This is a genomic window from Pseudomonas cedrina subsp. cedrina (assembly GCF_001983175.1).
Lineage (GTDB): Bacteria > Pseudomonadota > Gammaproteobacteria > Pseudomonadales > Pseudomonadaceae > Aquipseudomonas > Aquipseudomonas cedrina.
The window spans coordinates 1-23,727 of record NZ_MNPW01000025.1 but is presented as its reverse complement, the minus strand read 5'-3'; the positions used below and the strand labels follow the sequence as shown (position 1 = coordinate 23,727).

Sequence of the window (23,727 nt, the reverse complement as noted above, 5' to 3'; positions counted from 1 at the left end):
CCGATCACTGAACGTGAAGCGCCGGTTTATTTCCGCCTGGATTTCTTCCTTTAAATTTTTACCGCCTTCGGGCATCGAGACCTGACATGGACGTTCGCCAGTTCGCTTTCCTTGCGCGCCAACCTTCTGCAGCCGTGAAAAGCCGTTCCAGCTTTTTGGGCTTGCCCAAACGTGGGTTGGCGTTGGTGCTGGCCAACGCGATGTTCTGGCAGCCGTTGCTGGCGCAGGCGGACGGGATTGTGGTCAGCGCGCCCGGCACCAGTCTGGGCCAGGCGGGCAATGGCGTGCCCATCGTCAACATCGCTGCGCCCAATGGCAGCGGGCTGTCGCATAACCAGTTCAGTGACTACAACGTCGGCCAGCAGGGCGTGATCCTCAACAACGCCACCAGCCGCACCCAGTCCACGCAGTTGGGCGGGATTATCCTCGGCAACCAGAACCTCAACGGTACAGCAGCCAGCGTGATCCTCAACGAGGTTAACGGCGGCAGCCCGAGTCAGTTGCGCGGGTACACCGAAGTGGCGGGGCAATCGGCCCACGTGATCGTGGCCAACCCGTATGGCATCACCTGCAACGGCTGCGGCTTTATCAACACCCCGCAAGCCACGTTGACCACCGGTAAAGCGGTGGTTGAAAACGGCCAGGTCAGCCGCTATCAGGTCGATCAAGGCAGCGTGTCCATCGAAGGCGCGGGCCTGAATGCCAACAACGTCAACAGCTTCGAAATCATCGCGCGGTCGGCCAGGATCAATGCCGAGATTCAGGCCAAGAACCTGACGATTATTGCCGGTGCCAATGACGTCGATGCCAAGACCCTCAAGGCCACCGCCCGTGCTGCCGATCCGGCGACCAAGCCGCAACTGGCCATCGATTCTTCGGCACTGGGCGGGATGTACGCCGGGGCGATCAAGCTGGTGAGCAGCGAAGCCGGTGTCGGCGTAAAGCTCGACGGCAAGATGGCTGCCAGTGCTGGCGATATCCAGATCGATGCGAATGGCGACCTGACCGTTGCGCAAGTCGCTGCCGAGGGTGCAATGGCGGTCAAGGCCGCGAGTGCCGATATGCAAGGCACGGTCTACGCGGCTAGCGTCGACATACAAACCCGCGATGCACTGGCCATCCAGCAAAACATCGCCGCACGGGACCTGATCAAGCTTGGCAGCCAGGGACAGTTGACCAACAACGCTATCGTCGAAGCGGGCGTGAACGTGGATAACACGCGCAATACCACGGGCGATATCAAGTTTCGTGCGCAAGGCATGCGCAACAACGGCACCCTGGTTGCGAGCCGCGATGTGCGTGGGGTGGTCAGCCAGACTCTGGATAACAGCGGCGGCACGCTGAGCGCGCAACGCGTCACGAAAATTACCGCCGGTACGCTGGATAACCGCGACGGCGGCAGGGTCCTGAGCGCTGACAGGACGCGTATCAACGCCGACACGCTACTTAACAGCCAAGGCAAGATTTATAGCCAGGGCGGCCTGCGTATTGTCAGCGCAGACCTGAATAACCGTGGCGGTGAAATCTCGAGCAAGGCCGGCATCAGCGTCGTGGGCGGCAAGGTAGACAACAGTGGCAGCGGCAGCCTGATCAGCGAACAAACGCTGAGCATCAACGCCGAGCAGTTACTCAATCAGCTGGGCCTTATTTCCGGGTTACAGGGCGTTGAAGTCACGGGTGGCAAACTCGACAACAGCGATGGCGGCAAGCTGTCCAGCCTCAACGGCGCTATCGACGTCAAGCTCACGGGGGACCTGGACAACAGCAAGGGGGGCGCACTGGTCAGCCAGAAGGCGCTGACGGTCGAGGCGGCCAATATCGATAACCGCACGGGCAGCCTCTCCAGCGGCAGTGTGCAGGCCCTTATCGTCAACGACACATTGGATAACAGCGACAAGGGGCAGATCGACAGCGGCGAGTCGTTGGTCATTGCGGCCATGACGCTGCGAAATGTTACCGGCACCGTCAGTTCACAACTCGGCCTGAGCGTCACCGGCACCGATGTGGACAACACCGCCGGTAGCATCGCGACCAACGCAGAGGCGACCCTTGATCTGCTGGGCACCCTGACGAACACCAAGGGTACAGTCGCCAGTGTGGGAGACCTGTTGCTCAAGCGAGCCGATCAGGTCGATAACCATGGCGGTCAGCTCGCCAGCCAGAGCATGATGACGCTGCTCATCGGTGGCCTGGATAACCGTAACGGCGGCACAGTCGCCGCCAACGGTCAGCTTCTGTTGAAGGCCACCGGCAAGGTGCAGAATGACGACGACGGCCTGATCTATAGCAAGAACGCGAACCTCAACCTGCATGCCGCCAGCGTGGAAAACAGCAACGGCACGCTGCAAAGCCAAACGGCGCTGGCGCTTGAAACCAGCGGTGATGTCGACAACCTCGACGGCAAAATCATCGCCCAGGACGGCGAACTGAGCGTTACCGCCGACAATGTGGATAACCGTGGCGGCACACTGTCCAGCCTGAAAAACGCCTTCACCGCGCGCCTTGTTGGCGTGCTCAAGAACGGTTACGACCTCGACGGCAAAGGCGGCACGGTCCAGGCGAGCGCGCTTGATTTGCGCGCGCTGGCAGGTATCAACAACAACGGCGGACGCATCGCTGCGCAAAGCGGCGATGCCCTAATCGATACCAAAGCCGCCGATTTCGATAACCGCGACGGTGGCCTCTACGCCAAGCAGCGCGTCATTGTCACGGCCAACAATCTCGACAACAGCGGCGACAAGGGCGGCCAGATCAGCGGCCAACAGATCGACCTGACCCTCGACGGTGACCTGAATAATCGCCTGGGCATAGTCGAAAGCGACAGCACCCTCGATATCACCGCTGCCAGCATCGACAACCACACCGGCAAACTACGGGCGCTCGGCGCCAGCGGTATCACCCGCTTCCAGATCGGTGGGCTGCTGGACAACCAGCGCGGCCTGCTGGAAACGGCGAACAACGACATCAGCCTGGCGGCAGCTCGCGTGCTCAACACCGGAGGCAGCGTTCGGCATACCGGCAAAGGCAATTTTGGCGTGTCGAGCACTGCCGTGATGAACGCCGGCGGCAGCTTTGTCACGCGCGGTGAACTGACGTTGGATGCCGACAGCTGGACCAACAGCGGGGTGATCCAGGCCGGCACGCTCAATGTCAACGTGAAGGACTTCACACAGACGGCCACGGGCCAATTGCTGGCGTCGACAGCTTTCGTCGGGACGGGTGGGACCTGGACCAACGATGGCGTGATCGGCAGTGACGGTACGCTGAGCCTCAAGCTGAGCGGTGCTTACTCAGGCAGCGGCCAAGTGGTGAGCCTGGCTGAACTGAACATGGGCGCTGCCCGGCTCGACTTGAACAGCGTTGCCAGCATCAAGGGCGGTGGTAAGACAGATATCAATGTCACAGGCCAGTTGAACAACTACGGTCGACTGACGTCCGGCGGCGATATGACCGTGACCGCCGCAGGCCTCGCCAATTATGGTGCCTTGGCGGCGTCGCAAGACCTCACCCTCAATGTTCAAACCCTGCTTAATGACCAGGCGCAAGACGGTAGCCGAGGCTTCATCTTCAGCGGCCGGAAAATGAGCCTTCAAACGGGTAGCGTCAAAAACCGCTACGCCGACATCTATGCCCTCGGCAACCTGATGGTGTCGGGAACGACGCCAGGCAGCTCAGCGCAAAGCCTGGAGAACAGCTCCGGCAGCATCGAAGCAGGTGGCGACATCGACATCGCCGTCACGAATTTCGTCAACCAGCGTGACAGATTCAAAATGGAGCAGGTGGTTACCGGCGGCTTCATGACCATCTCCTGCGTGCAGCATTGCCGCGGCCCGAACGGCCCGGATGTGCGTGGTCCGGTATTCATTTACAAAACGGTTGAAAGCACGGTGAGTGAAGACTCACCCATGGCCACCCTGGCGGCCGGGCGCAACCTGACGATCAACAGCACAACCGCGCTCAATCAGTACAGCCTGTTGTCAGCCACCAATGACCTGACCATCACCAGTACCAACCTGACCAATAAGGCGGCGCTCTCTGCCTCCGGCACATCGGGTCATGAGGTGGGGGCCGGTAACTGGGTAACCAGCCAGAACTTCTACGGGTTGATAAATGCCGTGGATGCCTATGACCAGAAGCATCCACGCTCTGGCCCGTTCGACCCTGTAGCGTTTGGTCAACTGGTCGCGAGGTTTGATCCGAACCTGTTTTACGGCATCAACGACCCCGTGATCGTCCAGGCCGACGGCAAAGCTGTTGCGCCCGCGATTATCCAGGCGGGTGGCGCGTCGAAACTGACCGCCGCCAATGACATCCGCAGCATCGTGGTTCAAAAGACCAGCTCCAGCGTCGATGAGCGCACCGCCAATACCAACGTTTTTAGCGTGACCCAACCTTCAACCGTCCTGCTCAACCGCCAGTTGCCGCCGGACCTGGCCCAACTGCAAGTTGATCCGACCGCGTTGCCAGGGTTCAGCCTGCCGGCGGGGCAGAACGGCTTGTTCCGGCTCAACGCCCAAGACAGCGCGAGCGCGGCAGCCAGCCACATCGCGGGTGTGCAAGGCCTGCCGAACAGCGTAACGCCGCTGAAGCCGCCGAAATACCTGATCGAAACCAACCCGGCACTGACCGACCTCAAGCAATTCATGAGCTCGGATTACTTGCTCACACGCCTTGGCTACGACCCGGACACCAGCGCCAAGCGTCTCGGCGACGGGCTCTACGAACAACGCCTGGTGCAGCAAGCCGTCGTCGCTCGCACCGGCCAAGCGTTTATCGCCGGGCAGACCTCCAACGAGGATCAGTTCAAATACCTTATGAACAACGCTATCGCCAGCAAGGAGCAGCTCAACCTGGCGGTAGGTGTGACCCTTACCTCGCAGCAAGTTGCGGCGCTGACGCACGATATTGTTTGGCTTGAAGAGCATGAGGTGAACGGCGAGAAGGTGCTGGTGCCGGTGTTGTATATGGCACAGGCCAATAACCGGTTGGCGCCGAATGGGGCGTTGATTCAGGGGGCTGAGGTGACTGTTATCGCCGGTAGGAACCTTGAGAACGTTGGCACGTTGAAGGCCACCAGTAACTTGTCCGCAGTGGCGGGGCAGGAGTTGGTAAACAGTGGGTTGATGCAGGCGGGTGGACGTCTGGATCTGCTCTCCAACAAAGATCTCACCAACAAAGCGGGTGGTGTCATCGCCGGTAAAGACGTGTCGTTAACGTCGGTTACGGGGGATGTGGTTAATGAGCGTACGGTTACGACGTCGCAGATTGCCTATGGGAAAGCAGAAGTACGTAATGACTACGTAGACAGCGCTGCAAGAATTGAATCCGCAAATGACCTGACCATCAAAGCAGCACGTGACATCAGCAATATTGGCGGCGCACTACAGAGTGGGCGTGATCTGATACTGGATGCTAGTCGTGATATCAACATCGCCTCTGCGCAGGTCACTAACAGCCTGTTTCGCGATGACAAGCACAACAGTAGTAGCACCACGCAGTTTGGCTCCAGTGTAAGCGCTGGACGGGACATATCGGTTCAGGCGGGACGTGACGTGACTGCTGTTGCCAGCGATATAGATGCCGAACGAGATATCGGCATGGTAGCGGCTGGTGATGTGACTTTCAGCTCGGCGGCGAATGAAGACCACTTCGTTTCCAAAAGCAAGAAACTGAAGATCCAGGAAGACCACGTCCATCAGATCTCGACCAATATAAACGCAGGTGGAAACGTTGCCGTGACCGCCGGTAAAGATATGGCGGTGATCTCCAGCCGCATCAATGCCGGCAAAGAAGCGTACCTCGCTGCAGGCAACAAACTGGGCGTCTTCGCTGCCCAGGACAGTGACTACTCCCTTTACGACGAAAAGAGCAAAGGCTCTTTTGGCGCCAAGAAAACCAAGCGTGACGAAGTCACTCAAGTTACTAACATCAGCAGCCAGATCACCTCTGGCGGCGACATGGTATTAGCTAGCGGTGGAAGCCAGCATTATCAGGCGGCGAAGCTCAACAGCGGCGAAGACTTGATTATCAGCAGTGGCGGTTCGGTGACTTTCGAGGCGGTCAAGGATCTGCATCAGGAAAGCCACGAGAAGAGCAGCACCAGCCTGGCCTGGACATCAATGGCGACTAAAAGCGCAACCGATGAAACCCTGCGTCAGAGCCAGATTACCGCCAAGGGACAACTGGTGATCAATGCTGTTGAAGGGCTTCACATTGACGTGAAGCAGGTCAATCAGCAGACCGTCAGCCAGGCCATTGATGCGATGGTCAAGGCCGATCCAGCCCTTGCCTGGATGAAGGATGCCGAGAAGCGCGGTGACGTGGATTGGCGGATGGTCAAGGAGGTGCACGAGTCCTTCAAGTACAGCCATTCCGGGCTGGGAGCTGGCGCTCAGGTAATCCTTGCCATCGCTCTATCTTTGGTAATGGGGCCGGCAGGTCTTGGGCTTAGCCCTATGCAGGCAGCAGTGGCTGTCAGTCTATCCAGCACAGCAATCAACAGTACGATTTCCAACAAGGGCAACCTGGGTATTGCGCTCAAGGATACTTTTAGCGGCAGTAGCCTGAAAAATGCTGCTATTGCAGGTGTTACGGCAGGTCTTATCGATTATGCAGACACCAAATGGTTTTCCGGCACTAGCGGAGCAGCGACTGGTGGATCGAAAGTCATCAGCACTGGGCCGTTGCAGAACCCAGGTTATGCTTCCAGCATGCTCAGCCCGGAAAACTGGGCGGATACACTATTGCGCAGCGGGACTCACGCCCTGATCAATAGTGGTGTGTCTACTGCTATCAACGGTGGAAGTTTTGGCTCGAACCTAGGAGATGCGTTGATCGGTGAGGGCATCGATCTTGGCGCCGCTTTAGGTAACAAGGCAATCGGTGATTTGGCAGCGGGCCTGGAAGTAGCGCCTAAGATTGCAGAGAAGCTGATCCTGCATGCGGCGTTGGGAGGTTTGATCGCCAAGGCTCGTGGTGAGAGTTTTGCCAGTGGGGCCATCGCAGGTGGTATCGCAGAAGGCCTAACGCCTATCGCAAATGGTCTATTGGCAGAGTTCGTTAGCTCGCGCTTTGATGCGACTGACTTGAGTTCTGCCGGGAGCCAGTTGAAGATAGGAACGGCGCAGATCATTGGGCTAATTGCTGCTGGTGTGGCTGGCGGGAATCCAGCGACAGGTAGTCTGATTGGCGGCACGGCGGAGAAGTATAACGACCAAGGGTTCCACCTTGATCCTACGGATCAGTTTGATGATAGCGGTGCGCCGCTGCAGCCAGCAACATCTGCAATCGACAAACTCAAGGCAGAGATATCCCAGCTTATATTGATGACCCTTTTCCCGGAGTTGGTGGCGGTGAGGGCCGAAGGATGGCTGGCGAAGCTTACTGGAATGTTCAGTAAGTCTTCGGAAGAAGCGGCTTTAGCGGGAGCGGGCGCCAAAGCCGGAGCGGGCGGAACGGTTGAAGTTGCCACTGGCACAAAAGCCGGAGCGGGCGGAGCGGCTGAAATTGCTAGTGGTACAAAAGCGACAGGAAGCGGAGCGAAGTTCGCCGACCAAGCCAAGCTTGATGACCACTTTGCACGTCATGGCAGCGACTTCGGTGCGAAAAATACGCTTGAGTATCAAGCACAAGCTGATAAATTCTTAACAGCGTCGAAGCCTGCGGGGGTGCTTGAAAAAGCAAGACCTAATGGAGATATCGTACGTTATAACCCTAGCACCGATGAATTTGGTGTCGTATCAAGTGGGGGGAATATTCGCACGTACTACAAGCCTGATCCAGCAGTGCATGGTAAGGTTTCGAACTTGGACTATTTTAATGCTCAATAGTAATCAAAAATATGTATGTCCGGTATGCAGATATCCTGATCTTAATGAGCCGGCGTACGACAGTTTTGGCTGTTCCTCGTACAATATTTGCCCATGTTGCGGGACGGAGTTTGGGTATGATGACTCAACAGCCGCACATTCAGATTTACGCTGGAAGTGGGTTTCTCAGGGGATGCAATGGTGGAGTAAGCATCAGTCAAAACCTAAGGATTGGGATCCTATCAGACAACTAAAAAATAATTAAATTCTTGACTTTTCGGTAAAGGTGGGCAGATTTATTTTATCCATTGCTAGGCTGTAATTTTCTAAGGAAGGAGATTGCTTGCTAGTAAAGAAGTCGGGTCGACCGGCCAGTTACCTGGGCCGGCCTCCCACAGATCCGGACGTGCGCAATTCACGCATCCGGCTCCTCAGTAACAGGGTTTGCTAATCCGTGTTGCTGGCAAGGGAAGTAACTTTAATAGCTGCGCTGCTTTCTCCCAGTTCAACCTCCCGCTCTGCGATCTATGCGACAGCCACTTGATCCAAATGTGCTCGACGCGAAAACGTAGAGCACCCATCGACCGATAGTTGCCGCGAATCCCAAAGTAGGCGAAGTGCCCTCTCAGCTTGCGAACCAGTTGAACGTGCTGGTCTCGCAGGGAAATGGGGACAGATTTATTTTATTCATTGCTAGGCGGCATTTTTCTAAGGAGAGAGCTTATTTGCTCCTAGAAAAATATATCTGTCCCCCTTTTTTTGGTAAGCAGGTGAGTGTGAAAATTGAACCCTTGTATTCGGGTGCAAGTGTGCGGCCAGATGGTTTCAACGTTGAGTACTCTATAGGCGGCGCTCGCCCAATAGAGATGATTTTTAAAAACTCACCAGGTGGAAGATGATGCGTAGCGATGATGATATCTATAATGATATTGGAAGTCTTTTATTTGAGGCTGCTCCCAAAGCAGCCTGTAAAGTTATAATGCGTGCTAAGTTGTCTCGGGAGTTGGACAGCTGTGAGTACGAATATGACTATGTTGATGAGCAGGGAAATTCTTTTTGGTTTACAGCAGGTGGACGAACAAACCTAAATATTTTAGACCTTCTAGTAGAGCTGCGAAGCTGGTATGTTAAAAATAAACTGACAGCGGAAATGCCCGTCTGGACTGGATGCGAGGTTACGTTGGACTTGGTTAAGGTTAAGATAAGCATTAATTTTATCTATCCTTGATCAGGAAAAGGGGCGGATTTGAGACATTAAAAGGCGACGACATTAAAAGGGGACAGATTTATTTTATCCATGGCTAGGCTGTAATTTTTTAAGGAAGGAGATTGCTTGCTAGTAAGGAAATAAATCTGTCCCCTTTTTTTACTTTTTTACAACCTTTAAGGTAGTGGCTCTATGTGTATATGGAACTTGCAGGTTATTTATTTTTTATTTTTAAGCAAGGAGGGTGTGTGTATTCCTCTGCTAGAAAAAAATATAAAATACGTGGAGAGTGATCTGATTTATTCAGAGGATTTCTTGCGTAATGAATCTATAATATATAGAGATCTTTTTTCTGAGGAGTGTATTGAGTATATATACGGTCTGGTTGTTGGGTTGATGAATGAGATGAGAACATTAACATTCGAGGAGTCTAAAGAGGCTTTAGATGGACTGAGTTTTCTTCAAGGTGTCGGAGCTACTGCATTGTGGAAATTTAATTGTAATTTAAAACTGGAGCTGGAGAGTTTTGTTCGGGAATTTGACAGGTTAGATGTAGTTGAAGAGAGGGAAAGGCTCTATCTTTTGGCGCAAGAGAAATAATGAGGAATCGGCGGCAGACCAGAATAGAACTTACTTAACCTTCTCCGGATGCCCATTCTCGCGTACCTCAGTCCATGCCGCCTCTCATGCTGCATGAGGTTGGGGTAAGGCTTTGGGGAAAAGGGGACTGGGAAAAGGGGACAGATTTATTTTATTCATTTGCTAGGCTGTAATTTGGTGGCAAATTCTGGGAAAAAAGGAGCCAACCCTGATTTGCGGATTAATGGTGAACTAGCTGATGTTTTCTCGCCAATCACCAATAGCCCAATTTCAGTGCTGAAAACAATAACCGGTAAAGTTGAGACTCAGGCTAGCAATATTGTTGTGAATTTGGCTGATTCTCCATTGACCTTTGAGCAGATAGAAAACGCACTGCGCTCGAATCCTGTCGAAGGCTTGAAAAAGCTTTATTTGATGAAGGGCGGGGAATTTAGGGTGATAGGGGCTGCGAAGTGACAATTACAATGAATCTTGAGATTGAAGTTGGAATTTCCTTTGAAGAAATTGCTTCAGTGCTCTCAGTGATGGGGGCTGAGCACGCAATTGAAAGTGGTTATCTAACAGGTAACTTTAAATATTCAGGTGTTTATTTTGTATTTCGTTGCTTTAGTACTCCTGAGGACGTTGCTGCTGAAGGGGTTAATGTTGATTGGAAAGCAGGTATGAGTGGAGCGTTTCATTGCCCTATAAAATATTTGCCGGAGAGTTCTGAGAATATTAAGTCTTTCCTTACGAAGCTGTCGATAGAGACGGATTTTAAATTTTTTCTTTCTTTTCAGTACGAAAGCTTGTATGTGATTCGTGATGAGGTTGGTATTGGTTTTCTGAAAAACATGGTTGATTAGTTGGTGCAAAAGCAACTACTAACGCTCCACGTAAAAGGGGACGGATTTATTTTATCCATGGCTGGGCTTTAATTTTTTAAGAAAGGAGATTGCTTGCTAGTAAGGAAATAAATCTGGCCCCTTTTTTAAGAATGTAAGTAACCCAGAGGCACAAGCGGCCCGACAGGCAGCTTTGGATACTTTAAAACGTATTTCTGACTCTCTAAATTGTGCGGGTATATGAAAAAGACATTTCGTCAAATAGATGAGAGTAATGGGTTTAAGTGGGAAGTTGAGCCTGATTCTGATGAGTCTGCGCTGGAGTCATGGCACAGGTCGATTCTGGACACTCCGATAAACGAGCTCGAGATCGGCGACCTTTGCAGATCGGTCAGGCAAGATATGTATACGTCGGAATTATTGCCTGTCGTGGTTCGCGAGTTGGATAAGGAAGTGCTGGTAGGATTTCTGGATGACGCCGAGTTGCTAAAAGGAACCTCAAAATTATCGGAGGCAGTCTGGGCGAAGAATTTACTGCTGACGCAAAAAATGTTGAATATTCTGCGGCGAGATAAAGAGCTTATTGCTGCGGAGCCTCGCGCTGTCGAATATGTCGAATATGCTCACGCGCTAGAGAGGAAACTGCTGGCAGCGCTTAATGGTAAATGACACAAGGTACAAAAGGTGTAGGCGGAGTGGTGGATGATGCCGCTGTTGTCCGGCCAACGCCCAAACAGTCCGAGATAGACGTTGGAACTGAACTTGGTCAGGGGGCTCGACCACAAGTCAGTTACAAGAACGGGCAAGAAGTACCTTACGGCACATCCGGCAGTGTTCGTCCTGATTGGTGTATCGGTAAACGTGTGCGGGACCGAGAAAAGGGGACAGATTTGAATGGCACTTACTTAACAGGTAACCCACTGATCCTGCTTAAAAAAATTGAAAAAGGCTGGCCTTGGTCTACGGTGATAGTTGCGAACACACACCAATAGAACAAGGACACAGCCCGCGTGAATCGTAGACGTCAAATCCTCAATCATCAACAGCAGCGCATTCATCAGCACGCCAAAAACAGCAGTGCTCCAGCATTTTTCAAGTTGCTCGCCGACCCAGAGCTGCTGCAGCGTGTCGAGCCTGTGATGCCCAAGCATCGTCAACGGTTGTTCACACCGACCGAGACCCTGTCGATGTGAAAGTCGGCTGGGTCAGATACATATTGGAGATGACGCGGTAGCTGACTGCGGGCGCCTCCTCTTCCTACAAGTCATTGCTTTGTCACGCTTTGACAAGCAAACCCAACACGACTAACTTTCCTGACGTGACGCATTTATGCGACCCACGCTATGCAGCAATTCTATCCCTTCGCCACATTTCGTCGTGGCCGCGGTGCGCCTAACAGCTAGCAAGTGACTGTTAATCACTTGAGGCCAAGCCGCGGAGCCAGATCGCCATTTTGTGCATCAGCTTTACCTCCCAACCAGCCCCTTCAAATCGGCTTGGCAATGCCCAAGGAATTCCATTCACCCCTCAAACGTCCCTTAACACCCCGTTTAAATGCCAGAATCCCCCCACTGGAACGTTTTGGAGAGCTCCATGCTTGGCAAATTTGAACAACGGCTCGACCCTTTCCCCCCTGACGAAACACCGCCTCCACCCGACGGCCTGGCGCGGTTTTTGTGGGCCTGCACACGCGGTGCGCGGGGTTATATCCTGTTGCTCGCGCTGCTCAGTGCCGCTGTGTCGGTGTATGAAGCCTGGCTGTTTTCGTTTCTTGGGCAGGTCGTGGACCTGTTGTCGACCTGGCAGTCCGGCGGTGAAGCGGCGGGGCAGGAAAGTCGTGTGCTGTGGGGTATCGGCATTGTGCTGGTGATCAGCATCGGGCTGGTGGCGTTGCGCACGATGGTGCAGCACCAGGTGTTGGCGATCAATTTTCCGTTGCGGCTGCGCTGGGATTTTCATCGGCTGATGCTGCGTCAGAGTCTTTCGTTTTTTTCCGATGAGTTTTCCGGGCGGGTCACGACCAAGGTGATGCAGACGGCGTTGTCGGTGCGTGAGGTGTTGTTCACCCTGATCGAGATCGCGCCGGGCATCGGCGTGTATTTCATCGCGATCATCACGCTGGCCGCCGGTTTCGATCCGAAGCTGATGCTGCCTTTCATTGCGTGGCTGGCGCTGTTCGGTCTGGCCATGCGCTACTTCGTGCCGCGCTTGGGCAAAGTCGGGCAGGAGCAGGCCAATGCGCGGTCGTCCATGACCGGGCGTATCTCGGATGCCTATACCAATATCACCACGGTGAAGCTGTTTTCCCACTCGAAGCGCGAGGCTCATTTCGCGCGGGCGGCGATGGAGGATTTCAAGCAAACCGGCTTTCGTCAGATGCGCCTGGTCAGCCAGTTCGAGATCGTCAATCAGGTCCTGGTGGTTGGTTTGATCATGGGCGCTGGCGGGTATGCGCTGTGGCTGTGGCACCAAGGCGCAGTCGGTGCCGGGGCCGTGGCGGCGATTACGGCCATGGCATTGCGCATCAATGGCATGTCGCATTGGATCATGTGGCAGATGACCGGGCTGTTCGAGAATATCGGTACCGTGCAGGACGGCATGCAAACCTTGTCCCGCGGGCCCAAGGTGCAGGATGCGCCGCAGGCACCCGCGCTGGTGACCACCGGCGGCGCGGTGACGTTCGACGACGTGAGCTTCAATTACAACGGCGAGCGCCAGGTGCTCGATGGCCTGAGCCTGAGCATTCGCGCGGGGGAAAAGATCGGCCTGGTGGGGCGCTCCGGCGCCGGGAAATCGACGCTCATCAACCTGCTGCTGCGGTTCTACGACGTGGACAAGGGCGCGATTCTGATCGATGGGCAAAACATCGCCCACGTCACACAGGACAGCTTGCGCAGCGCCATCGGCATGGTCACCCAGGACACGTCGCTGTTGCACCGCTCGATTCGCGAGAACATCGCCTATGGCCGTCCCGATGCGACCGATGAGCAAATCCGTAGCGCGGCGGCCAGCGCCCAGGCCGATGGGTTCATCAGCCAATTGAGCGACAAGCAAGGCCACAACGGTTACGACACCCTGGTCGGCGAGCGTGGCATCAAGCTGTCGGGCGGCCAGCGCCAACGCGTCGCGATTGCCCGGGTCATGCTGAAAAACGCGCCTATCCTGCTGCTGGATGAGGCGACCAGCGCGCTGGATTCGGAAGTTGAAGTGGCGATCCAGGAAAGCCTGGATGACATGATGCAGGGCAAGACCGTGATTGCCATCGCCCATCGGCTGTCGACCATTGCGGCCATGGACAGGCTGATCGTCATGGATAACGGGCGCATTATCGAGCAAGGCACTCATGCTGAACTGCTGGAGAAGAACGGCACCTATGCGCGGCTGTGGCATCACCAGAGCGGCGGGTTCCTGGGGGAGGATCAGGGCGTGGCGCAAGTCCTGGAATAGGCGTGAGTGGGGGGCCACTGCCGATCAATTAAGCGAACGCAGTACTCAAAGCAACGACGATCAAAATGTGGGAGCTGGCTTGCCTGCGAAGGCGGAATATCAGTCGACTTATTCATCAACTGACGGATCGCTTTCGCGGGCAAGCCCGCTCCCACAGGGGATTTGCGCTGACCGACGGGCATTGAGGGAAGGCAGGGCACGGCATTGAAAATTTTTTTGTGAGCCACGCTTGAAAATTTTTCCCCTGAACCTACATAGGTTTTACGCGATGCCGAAGACGGGTCGCGTATCAAATCACTTGGAGAAAACTCAGGAGATTTTGTAATGGCTACTACTCTTTCCTTGGCCCCACTGTTCCGTCATTCCGTTGGGTTTGACCGGTTCAACGACCTTTTCGAATCGGCGCTTCGCAGCGAGGCCGGTACCACCTATCCACCTCACAACGTGGAAAAACACGGCGATGACCATTACCGAATCGTCATTGCGGCCGCAGGCCTGGTTGAGGATGACCTGGAAATCCAGGTGGAAAAAGGCGTGTTGACCGTCTCCGGCGGCAAGCGCGAACACGATGAAAACATCACCTACCTGCATCAGGGTATCGCCCAGCGCGCGTTCCGGCTGTCGTTCCGCTTGGTGGACCATATCGAAGTGCAGGGCGCACAGCTTGCCAATGGTTTGCTCAGCATCGATCTGATCAGGATCGTGCCGGAGGAAGCCAAGCCCAAGCGCATTGCGATTGGTGGTGCTGCCAAGGCTGATGTGAAAACCATCAGCGAGCAGTGAGTTGAACAAACCGGAGGCGCCCATCGCGGCGCCTCCGGTTTTTTTGTCCACCCTCTGCCAGGTCCGTACAAGATACCCGTCACTTACCAGCGATACGTCAACGAACTCACCAACTGCCGCTCATCGCCATACCGGCAAATCGCGAATTCGCAGTAGGTGTAGCGTTTGTTGGTGACGTTGTTCGCGTTAAGCGCGACTTCCCAATGGGGATCGATTTCGTAGCTGGCGCGGGCGTCGTACAGGGTGTAGGCGGGCATTGCCGACGGCACGCCGGAGGCTTGGGTGGTGCCTTTGTAGCGGGCGCCGCCGCCGATGCGCAGTTGCGGGATGCCGAGTGCAGCCAGGCGATAGTCGGCCCACAGGGCGGCCTGGTGGTAAGGGGTGTCTTCGCTGCGTTGGCCGATCTCGCTGGCGATATCGCTTTTGGTAATGCGTGCGTCGATGTAGGCATAGGACGCGATCAGGCTGAGGTTGGGCGTGACTTCGGTCTTGGCTTCAAGCTCGAAGCCCCGGGAGCGCACTTCGCCGACCTGTACCGAGAAGTTGATATCCGTGCGGTCCTGGCTCAGCACGTTGCGCTGTTCCAACTGGTACACCGCGGCACTCAGCAGCGTGGCGCTGCCTTCGGGTTGATAACGGATACCGATTTCATATTGTTTGCCCTCCGTGGGCACGAAGCTTTGCTCCGCCTTGTTTGTGCCGGCCACCGGAAAGAAGGATTCGCTGTAGCTGATGTAGGGCGCCAGGCCGTTGTCGGCCTTGTACACCAGGCCCGCGCGCCAGGTGGTGGCTTCATCGCTTTTGCCGCTGTCGGCCGAATTGCGGAACAGTTCGGTGTGCTGGTCCGCCCAGTCGTGACGGCCGCCCAACAGCAGGATCCAACGCTCATCGAACTTGATCTGGTCCTGCAAATAGATGCCTTTTTGCAGCGTGTCGATCTGCGAGCCACGGTCGGTGGCGGGGTTTTTATTGACCACCACCGGCTGGCCGTACTGGTAGGTTGCCAGGTTCAGCGACGGTGCATTCCCACGGAAGTTATGCGAATCGTAGCTCGTGTCATAACCGTCGAAACCCAGCAGGAAGGTATGCTGCCAGTCACCGAATTGCCATTTGCTCTCGACGTTGGTGTCGCTGGCCAGGCCTCGTGAGCGCTCCTGGCGGTCGCTGTATTGGCGACGCAGGATGCCGCTGGTTTGCGCGGTTGCTATGCCGGCGGTGTTGACTTGCAGGTAGCGCCAGGTCACATCCGACTGGTAATACCGCAGCTTGTGGCTGATGCGCGTGTGCTCGTCGAAGCGGTGGTCGAACTCATAGCCCAGCGCCGACATCTCGCCGTTCATTTCGTCATAGTCCGGCTCGCCGATGAAGTCGTGGCGGCCGATCTGGAACCTGCCGCTGCCCACGCCTTTGGTCAACTGATAGGGCAGGGGCGCGGAGAAGCCCGTCTCGGTCTTCTGGTAAAACGACAGCAAGGTCAGCGAGGTGTCGTCATCGGGCTGCCAGGTCAGCGCCGGGGCGACGTAGACCTTGTCGTTCTGGATATGGTCGGCCGCGGTGTCGCTCTTGCGGTCGAGCAGGGTCAGGCGATAGCTCAAGGTGTCGCTGTCACCCAACGGGCCCGTGAAGTCGGCAGACAGTTGCTTGCGGTTGTTCTGCCCGGCTTGCAGGTTGATCTCGTGGTACGGCGTCTGGCTGGGGCGCTTGCTCACGGTGTTGATCAAGCCGCCCGGCGACAGTTGGCCGTACAGCACCGACGCCGCGCCACGAATCACCTCGGCGCGTTCCAGCCCATAGGGTTCCTGCACGCCGTCGTAGGAATTGTTTTGCAGGCGCAGACCGTCGCGCAGGGAACCGCCGGTGGCGGACTCCACATCGAAACCGCGAATGCGGAAGCGGTCCGAAGTGCGGTTGAAACTGGTCGGCTGGCTGGTGAAACCGGGCGTGAGGTCGAGGGTTTGCGAGAGGGTTTCGGATTGGCGGTCGCGGATCTCGTCACGGGTGACCACCGACAGCGATTGCGGGGTTTCGATGATCGGGGTGTCGGTCTTGGTGGCGCTGAGGTTGCGCGTGGCGACATAGCCTTTGACGTGTTCAGTGCTGCGCTCTTCGCTCAGGCCAGTGATGGCGGTGGGGCCCAGCTCGAGCGAGCCGCGGGTGTCGAGTGGCACCAGCACGTAGCCGTTGGCGCCTTGCACCGCCTGCAAACCGCTGCCGCGCAACAATTGGGCGAAGCCTTGCGCCACCGGGTATTGCCCTTGCAAACCGGCAGTGTCCAGGCCGGCGACGGTCTTGCTGTCGAACAGCAGCGCCACGTGCGCCTGCTGGGCGAACAGGTTCAATGCCGGGCCCAAGGCGCCGGCGGCAATGGCATAACGCGCGGTTTCCTGCGCCGCCACCGGGCTGCTGACGGCCAGGCTCAGCGTCGCCAGGCTGGCCAGGTTGAGCGCCAGGGCGAGGGGCAAGGGAGAACGCTTGAAGTGGCGGGGCATGGAAGACATTCCTGTTATTGAGGTGCTTTCTTCCTTGACGCAGCAGTCGTGAAAAGCGGAACCCGGCACGCCAGACTATTTTTCAACACGCTCGATCTGCAACCACAGGGGGCTGAACGCGCGGATCCGCACCGGCAGGCCATCGGCAATCAACTGCATGGCGCGACGCGGGTTATCCAGCGGCAATACCGCGGACACGCGCAGGTCCGCCAGTTGCTCGCGGTCGAACTGCACATGGCCGCCGTATTGGCGCGCCAGTTCGTCCAGCACTTGCGGCAATGGCCAGTCCTGCACCACCAGTTGGTGGCGTTGCCAGGCATCGTCGGTGGTGCGTGGGTCGATCTTGCCCAGCAGCGTCACGGCATCCGGCGTGATACGCGCTTGCTCGCCGGCGCTGACGTGCACAGCGTTCTGCTGGCTGGCGCCGGTAGCGGCGACCTTGGATTCAAGCATGCCGAGCAGGGTGCCCGGCGACTCGCGCTTGACCGTGAAGCGCGTACCGAGGGCGCGCACTTGGCCGTCGTCGGTGACCACGGTAAAGGGCCGCGTCGCATCATGGGCCACCTGTACCAGGATTTCACCGCGCAGCAAACGCACCTGGCGCTGCTGGCCGTCGAAGGTCAAATCCACGGCGCTGTTGCCGCTGAGGGTCAGTTGCGACCCGTCTTGCAGATCGATGCGTTGCCATTGCGCCGGCGCGGTGCGCTGGTCGGCCAGCAGATAGCTGGGTGGGTAGGCCCGCAGCGCCAGGGCCACCGGCAATGCCAGCAGCAACCCCAGCAGCACGCGGCCGGCCGGGTTGCGCCGACGAACCCGCACGGCTTCCAGCGCAGCCTGCACCGGCGCCTGCTGCGGGCGCAACGCCTGCAGGCGTCCGACAAAACCCTGCATGCGCTCAAAGGCTGCGGCATGCCGTGGGTCGGCGGCTTTCCAGCGCTCCAATTGCTGGTGTTCGCGCTCGCTGAGGTTGCCTTCGTTGAGGCGGATTACCCAGTTGGCGGCTTGCTGGTCGAGGTCGGCGCTCATACGTCCAGCGCGTGGTTGCAATGCAGCAAGGCATTCATCAGGTGTTTGCGCACCATGCGCTCGGAGATGCCCAGGCGGCTGGCGATCTCGCTTTGGCGCAGGCCTTCGAGAAAGTACAGCAGGAACGCCTGCCGCGCATTCAGGGCCAGGCCGTCGAGCACGAAGGCGATCTGCTCCAACGCTTCGAGGGTCACCAGGATTTGCTCCGGCGACTGCTGGCACTGCTCCATCATCTCGATGGTCAGCGTCAGCTCCCGCAGGTACGCATCCTCCAGTTGGCGACGGCGCGCGCGGTCGATGATCAGGTGGCGCGCCGTGGTCGTCAGGAAGGCCCGTGGTTCCCGCATCCCACCGAGCGCGTCGCGGGAGGCGAGTATGCGCATGAAGGTGTCGTGGGAAAGATCCGCCGCGTTATGCGGGCAGCCGAGCTTTTTGCGCAGCCAGCCGAACAACCAGCCATGGTGCTCGGTGTAGAGCATATGGACAGCCTGGTTCAAGGTAGGGTTGCTGGCCGGCATCGAGGGTAAGTCTGCGGATAAGAATTATTCGCAAGATTAGCGGTGTGCCATCAGCGAATGCAAGCGTGGCCGGCGCACGGTCTGTATTTAGGTGGTCGGGGTCGATAAGCAGGGGTTCTTGGGTGCGGTGTCGGAACGAACGGGCGGTACGGTAGAGGCGGCAACGTCCCAGGTCAGCAGGAGTTGGCTGAGCGCCGCGTCGAGAGTTGCGTGGGGTACATTGTCCCGCGCCAGGATCGAAACACCCTGCAGGAAACTATCGAACACCGCCGCCATCACGGCCGGGTTGATCGTGCCTGGCAATTGCCCCATACGCACCGCGCGCTCCACGCACGCCACGATCCCGGCCCGCGTGCGCAGCCGCGACTGCGTCAACCCATCCGCCACCCGTGCATTCTCCGGGCTGGGCGCACTCATCACGCCCAGCGCCACCATGCAGCCCTTGGGATGCCCGTCCTCGCATTGCATGCGTACAGACTGGCGCAACGCTGTTTCAACCGCCTGACGCGGTTGCAGGCTTTCATCCCACAAGCATTCGGTGACCTGGGCGTAGGTCGTCAGGTAGCGCTGCACGCATTCGTCGAACAGCGCCTCTTTGGAGCCGAACGCCGCGTAGAAACTCGGCGCGGAGATACCGCCACCCAGGCCCGCCTTGAGCTGAGCGAGGGAAGTGGCGTCGTAGCCGTGCTGCCAGAACAGGTGCATGGCCTGTTCCACGGCCTGTTCGCGGTCGAAAGTGCGGGGGCGGCCCATCTGTGCCATGTCAGGTCTCCGGTGGATAGCGAGATAAATACTAGTCGATACATAAGTCGTTGACAACGTGCGGTCGCGCCTTGCAACATCTATATCGATCAGTATCTAAGTCTTGCTCAAGGAGTTGCCCGTGACACCCTCACTGACCTTATCGGCGGCGTCCGACCGCCTGCCCATCGGCGCCTTGCTCGCCCTGGCCATGACCGGCTTTATCTGCATCGTCACCGAAACCCTGCCGGCCGGTCTCTTGCCGTTGATCAGCGACGGCTTGGCGATTTCCCCGTCCATGGCCGGGCAGATGGTCACCGCTTATGCGTTGGGCTCGGTGCTGGCGGTGATCCCCATGACCATCGCCACCCGCGGCTGGCGCCGGCGCAATGTGCTGCTGCTGACCATCGTTGGCTTCCTGCTGTTCAACTCCATCACGGCGCTGTCCTCCCATTATGGTGTGATCCTGGTGGCGCGCTTCTTTGCCGGCGTGGCGGCAGGGTTGGCCTGGAGCCTGCTGGCCGGTTACGCCCGGCGCATGGTCGCGCCGCAGCAACAGGGCAGGGCGCTGGCGTTGGCGATGGTCGGCACGCCGATTGCGTTATCGCTGGGTGTACCGCTGGGGACCTGGCTGGGTGGGTTGGTGGGGTGGCGCACCACGTTTGGCCTGATGTCGGCCATGAGCCTGGCGCTGATTGCGTGGGTGCTGGTGAAAGTCCCGGACTACGCGCCGCAGCCCGCCCATCAACGTGTGTCGTTGCGTAAGGTGCTGACCACGCCGGGGGTACGGCCGGTGCTGGCGGTGGTGATCAGTTGGATGCTGGCGCACAACATTTTGTACACCTACATCGCCCCGTTCGTGGCGCCGGCGGGCCTTGCCGATCGGGTCGACCTGGTGCTGCTGGTTTTCGGGGTGGCTGCGCTGGTGGGGATCTGGTTGACGGCCAAGCGGGTGGAGGCGTTGCTGCGCAAGACCGTGCTGGTGAGCTTGATGATGTTTGCGCTGGTCTGCGCGGTGTTTGGCTTGATGGGTAGTGCGCCTTTGGTGATCTACCTCGGCGTGGCCGTATGGGGCCTGAGTTTCGGCGGCGCCGCCACCTTGTTGCAAACCGCGCTGGCCGATGCGGCGGGTGACGGCGCGGATGTGGCGTTGTCGCTGAACGTGGTGGCGTGGAACAGCGCGATTGCCGGCAGCGGCGTTGTCGGTGGGGTGCTGCTCGACCGCTGGGGCGTGGCGGTGTTTCCGTGGGCGATGCTGGTGTTGCTGGCGGTGGCGCTGGCCATCGCGGCGGCGGCGCATGCCCATGGCTTCAGACCGGGACGACGGTCTGCCCATGGGGCGGCGGTGGTCGGGCATTGAAGCAAGCAGCGCCTGAGCGGACGACCACAGAAAACAACTGGGTCATCTGCTCAGCGCTGATCACCGGTGCGACCCTCAATCAGGCAGGGTTGACGCCACCCGGAATCAACCGCGCTTCACGCAATGTGTCGAACACATCGAAAAACGCCTGGTCGCTGGCCTGGTAGGCGGTGAACCCCATCATGCGGCTTTTGGACATGTCGGTGACCACCTCGATGGGCCGCCCGAGGTCGGCGTCGGTGTGCCAGGGCGAAATCAGCCGGCCGATATCGGTTTCCTTCAGCCCGTGCTCTGCAGCGATCTGGCGCCAGCTGTCCTGGTCATCGGCCATCTGCTGTTCCAGCGGGGCGGGCGTTGCGGGAAAGTCGGCCGGCGTGAGGCCGAAGTAGTGCGCAATCCGGCCCCACATCCACTTCCAGCGAAACACATCGCCGTTGGTGATGTTGAACGCCTGGTTCGCCGCCGCCGGTGTTGTGGCTGCCCACAGCTGTTGTTTGGCCAATTGCCGCGCATTGGTCATGTCGGTGAGGCTGTCCCATTGCACACGCGAGCCAGGGAACACGAAGGGGCGCCCGGTGTGTTTGCAGACGCTGGCGTAGACGGCGAGGGTGGTCGCCATGTTCATCGCGTTGCCTACCGCCACGCCGGTGACGGTATGCGGGCGATGCACGCTCCAGGTGAAGCCGTCCTTTTCAGCGGCGGCGAAGACTTCGTCTTCCTGGGCGTAGTAGAAATTTTCCACGTCGAGACGGCCTTGTTCCTCGCGGAACGGGGTTTGCGGCAGGCTGCCCTTGCCATAGTTTTCGAACGGGCCAAGGTAGTGCTTCAGGCCGGTGACCAGCGCCACATGCTGCACCGTTCCGGCGGGGCGCACGGCGTCCAGCACGTTGCGCACCATGGCGGCGTTGACGCGGATGTTCTCGGCCTCAGTGGCTTGGCGCGACCAGGTGGTGATGAACACATGGGTGGGTTTCAGCTCGGCCAGGGCCTGTTGCAGCGAGGCCGGGTCTTGCAGGTCGGCGGCGACCGGGATCACCCCCGGCACCTGCGAGGGCCGTCGGGACAAGGCGGCGACCTGCCAGTTTTGCTCAAGCAGTAATTGGGTAATGGCGCTGCCAACGATGCCGCTGGCGCCCACGACTAATGCGGTCTGGGTCATAGGATTCTCCCGAGAATGTAGGTTTGTGAGCCTCTGTGCGTAGGAGAGGTTCAACCTGATCTGTAGGGCTGCGCGCACTAATCCTGTTTATGAGGGTCCATAGGCCCCGCACGGTCGCTCCTGGCCGTCTGTTCATCCTCAGGTAAAAAGATCTAAGCATGCTCCTACGCACTTTTGCAGTTGGCCTGTGGGCCCTGGTTTTGTTTTCCACCGCAGCACAGGCACGTGGCCCGATCGACCTGTATTCCGCTGAGCAACGACAGCTCTCGTTCGACAGCTGCGCCGAGTTGTTCCCCGCTGCCACGCCGATCAAGACGGCCACCGTTCCCGCGTCGATGAAACCCCTGGCGCTGTGCTCCAACAGCTTTGCGGTGTTGTATTCGCAGACCAGCAAAACGCCGTTGCTGGTGGTCGAGCGCCTCAACGCGCGCCAGTTGCGCGACGCCAAGGGCGAGGAGCGCACCAACCATTTCTACGCCGACCCGCGCATCCCCATGGCCGGGCGCGCGCAACTCAGCGACTATCGCGACCAACACCCGGCGATGGACCGTGGGCACCAATCCCCGGCCGCCGACGCACCGAGTGCTTTAGCCATGGCGCAGTCCTTCGCGTTGTCGAACATGGTGCCGCAAGCCCCCACCAACAACCGCAAGATCTGGAGCAAGGTGGAGGCCGACGTACGCAAGTTCGCCACGCGCGCCGGCGGCGACGTGTATGTCTTTACCGGGCCGCTGTTCGATGCGGGCCACGGCACTATCGGTGACAACAAGGTCTGGGTGCCGACGCGGCTGTTCAAGCTGGTGTATGACGCCTCTTCCCAGCGGGCGTGGGCGTATGTATTGCCTAATGCAGAGACACGCATCCAACGGCCGATGGACTACGAAGCTTTTGTCAAAAGCACTGGGCTGAAATTGTTGGGGAACCTTCCGGTTGTGGGCTCGGTGGGGCGGACGTAACTCTTCAGCGCCGCGGCGGTATTGCCGGCATCTTCCTCGCCTGACCCACCGCTTTCGCAGCCTCGCTGAAGCTCGACAGCTCCCACAGGGGATCGGCTTTGTTGGTTGGATTTGCGTTGTCGCGGCTGGCGTAATCCCAGCCGTGACGAAGATCAACTGTGGGAGCTGTCGAGCCCCGGCGAGGCTGCGAAGGCGGCGGCATTGCTGGCATTTTCTGCGCCTGACCCACCGCTATCGCAGCCTCGCTGAAGCTCGACAGCTCCCACAGGGGATCGGCTTTTGTTGGTTGGATTTGCGTTGGCGCGGCTGGCGTAATCTCAGGCGCGACGAAGATCAAATGTGGGAGCTGTCGAGCCCCGGCGAGGCAGCGAAGGCGGCGGCATTGCTGGCATTTTCTGCGCCTGACCCACCCCTATCGCAGCCTCGCTAAAGCTCGACAGCTCCCACAGGAGATCGGCTTTTGTTGGTTGGATTTGCGTTGGCGCGGCTGGCGTAATCTCAGCCGCGACGAAGATCAAATGTGGGAGCTGTCGAGCCCCGGCGAGGCTGCGAAGGCGGCGGCATTGCTGGCATTTTCTGCGCCTGACCCACCGCTATCGCAGCCTCGCTAAAGCTCGGGAGCTCCCACAGGGGATCGGCTTTTGTGGGTTGTATTTGCGTTGGCGCGGCTGGCGTAATCTCAGGCGCGACGAAGATCAAATGTGGGAGCTGTCGAGCCCCGGCGAGGCTGCGAAGGCGGCGGCATTGCTGGCATTTTCTGCGCCTGACCCACCGCTTTCGCAGCCTCGCTGAAGCTCGACAGCTCCCAC

General features: G+C 58.1%; 15 protein-coding genes and 1 pseudogene. 11 read left to right on the top strand and 5 right to left on the bottom strand.

Going from position 1 to position 23,727, the window contains the following annotated elements; translation table 11 throughout:
* Nucleotides 1-86: 86 nt before the first annotated feature.
* The 9 genes and pseudogenes from BLL36_RS29375 (at nucleotide 87) to BLL36_RS29320 (ending at nucleotide 14,669) form a co-directional block, all read left to right on the top strand.
* The gene (locus BLL36_RS29375) at nucleotides 87-7,829 is read left to right on the top strand and encodes a two-partner secretion domain-containing protein (RefSeq protein WP_083735358.1); all 7,743 of its coding nucleotides are present in this window, start codon (nucleotides 87-89) and stop codon (nucleotides 7,827-7,829) included.
* An 877-nt stretch (nucleotides 7,830-8,706) separates the two neighbouring features.
* Nucleotides 8,707-9,036: a hypothetical protein gene (locus BLL36_RS29355; RefSeq protein ID WP_076955087.1), complete on the top strand. Its 330-nt coding sequence runs from the start codon at nucleotides 8,707-8,709 to the stop codon at nucleotides 9,034-9,036.
* A gap of 171 nt (nucleotides 9,037-9,207) precedes the next feature.
* On the top strand, nucleotides 9,208-9,615 hold the full coding sequence (locus tag BLL36_RS29350; protein WP_076955086.1) for a hypothetical protein: 408 nt from the start codon (nucleotides 9,208-9,210) through the stop codon (nucleotides 9,613-9,615).
* A 177-nt stretch (nucleotides 9,616-9,792) separates the two neighbouring features.
* A complete protein-coding gene (locus BLL36_RS29345) occupies nucleotides 9,793-10,071 on the top strand; it encodes a CdiA C-terminal domain-containing protein (RefSeq protein ID WP_130926009.1) in 279 nt (92 codons plus the stop codon).
* 8 nt (nucleotides 10,072-10,079) lie between these two features.
* Complete coding sequence (locus tag BLL36_RS30880; RefSeq protein WP_130926010.1) at nucleotides 10,080-10,460, top strand: hypothetical protein; 381 nt, start codon at nucleotides 10,080-10,082, stop codon at nucleotides 10,458-10,460.
* A 219-nt stretch (nucleotides 10,461-10,679) separates the two neighbouring features.
* Entirely contained in the window at nucleotides 10,680-11,108 is a 429-nt protein-coding gene (locus BLL36_RS29335; RefSeq protein WP_076955083.1) for a contact-dependent growth inhibition system immunity protein, read from the top strand.
* 341 nt (nucleotides 11,109-11,449) lie between these two features.
* A pseudogene (locus BLL36_RS29330) lies at nucleotides 11,450-11,629 on the top strand (IS4 family transposase); the annotation flags it as partial.
* 403 nt (nucleotides 11,630-12,032) lie between these two features.
* Nucleotides 12,033-13,886, top strand: a complete 1,854-nt coding sequence (locus BLL36_RS29325) for an ABC transporter ATP-binding protein (RefSeq protein ID WP_076955081.1) — start codon at nucleotides 12,033-12,035, stop codon at nucleotides 13,884-13,886.
* 324 nt (nucleotides 13,887-14,210) lie between these two features.
* Nucleotides 14,211-14,669 carry an Hsp20 family protein gene (locus BLL36_RS29320; protein WP_076955080.1) on the top strand — a complete coding sequence of 153 codons (459 nt, stop codon included), beginning with the start codon at nucleotides 14,211-14,213 and terminating at the stop codon, nucleotides 14,667-14,669.
* An 83-nt stretch (nucleotides 14,670-14,752) separates the two neighbouring features.
* On the opposite strand, the gene BLL36_RS29315 is transcribed toward BLL36_RS29320, so the two are convergent.
* From BLL36_RS29315 to BLL36_RS29300, 4 genes are all read right to left on the bottom strand, one after another.
* A complete protein-coding gene (locus BLL36_RS29315; RefSeq protein WP_076955079.1) occupies nucleotides 14,753-17,158 on the bottom strand; it encodes a TonB-dependent siderophore receptor in 2,406 nt (801 codons plus the stop codon).
* A 75-nt stretch (nucleotides 17,159-17,233) separates the two neighbouring features.
* Nucleotides 17,234-18,184, bottom strand: a complete 951-nt coding sequence (locus BLL36_RS29310) for a FecR family protein (RefSeq protein WP_076955078.1) — start codon at nucleotides 18,182-18,184, stop codon at nucleotides 17,234-17,236.
* Nucleotides 18,181-18,702 (bottom strand): sigma-70 family RNA polymerase sigma factor, encoded by a 522-nt coding sequence (locus BLL36_RS29305; RefSeq protein ID WP_076955077.1) that lies wholly within the window; start codon nucleotides 18,700-18,702, stop codon nucleotides 18,181-18,183. Before BLL36_RS29305 ends, BLL36_RS29310 begins: the two co-directional genes overlap by 4 nt.
* 87 nt (nucleotides 18,703-18,789) lie before the next feature.
* On the bottom strand, nucleotides 18,790-19,464 hold the full coding sequence (locus BLL36_RS29300) for a TetR/AcrR family transcriptional regulator (protein ID WP_076955076.1): 675 nt from the start codon (nucleotides 19,462-19,464) through the stop codon (nucleotides 18,790-18,792).
* A 121-nt stretch (nucleotides 19,465-19,585) separates the two neighbouring features.
* On the opposite strand from BLL36_RS29300, the gene BLL36_RS29295 reads away from it, so the two are divergent.
* Nucleotides 19,586-20,803 (top strand): MFS transporter, encoded by a 1,218-nt coding sequence (locus tag BLL36_RS29295; RefSeq protein ID WP_076955075.1) that lies wholly within the window; start codon nucleotides 19,586-19,588, stop codon nucleotides 20,801-20,803.
* 79 nt (nucleotides 20,804-20,882) lie between these two features.
* Here BLL36_RS29295 and BLL36_RS29290 read toward each other — a convergent pair whose 3' ends face one another.
* Complete coding sequence (locus tag BLL36_RS29290) at nucleotides 20,883-21,962, bottom strand: SDR family oxidoreductase (protein ID WP_076955074.1); 1,080 nt, start codon at nucleotides 21,960-21,962, stop codon at nucleotides 20,883-20,885.
* Between the two features lie 158 nt (nucleotides 21,963-22,120).
* Between BLL36_RS29290 and BLL36_RS29285 the strand changes: the two genes are divergently transcribed.
* Nucleotides 22,121-22,918, top strand: a complete 798-nt coding sequence (locus BLL36_RS29285) for a DNA/RNA non-specific endonuclease (RefSeq protein ID WP_076955073.1) — start codon at nucleotides 22,121-22,123, stop codon at nucleotides 22,916-22,918.
* The last annotated feature ends 809 nt before the right edge of the window (nucleotides 22,919-23,727 follow it).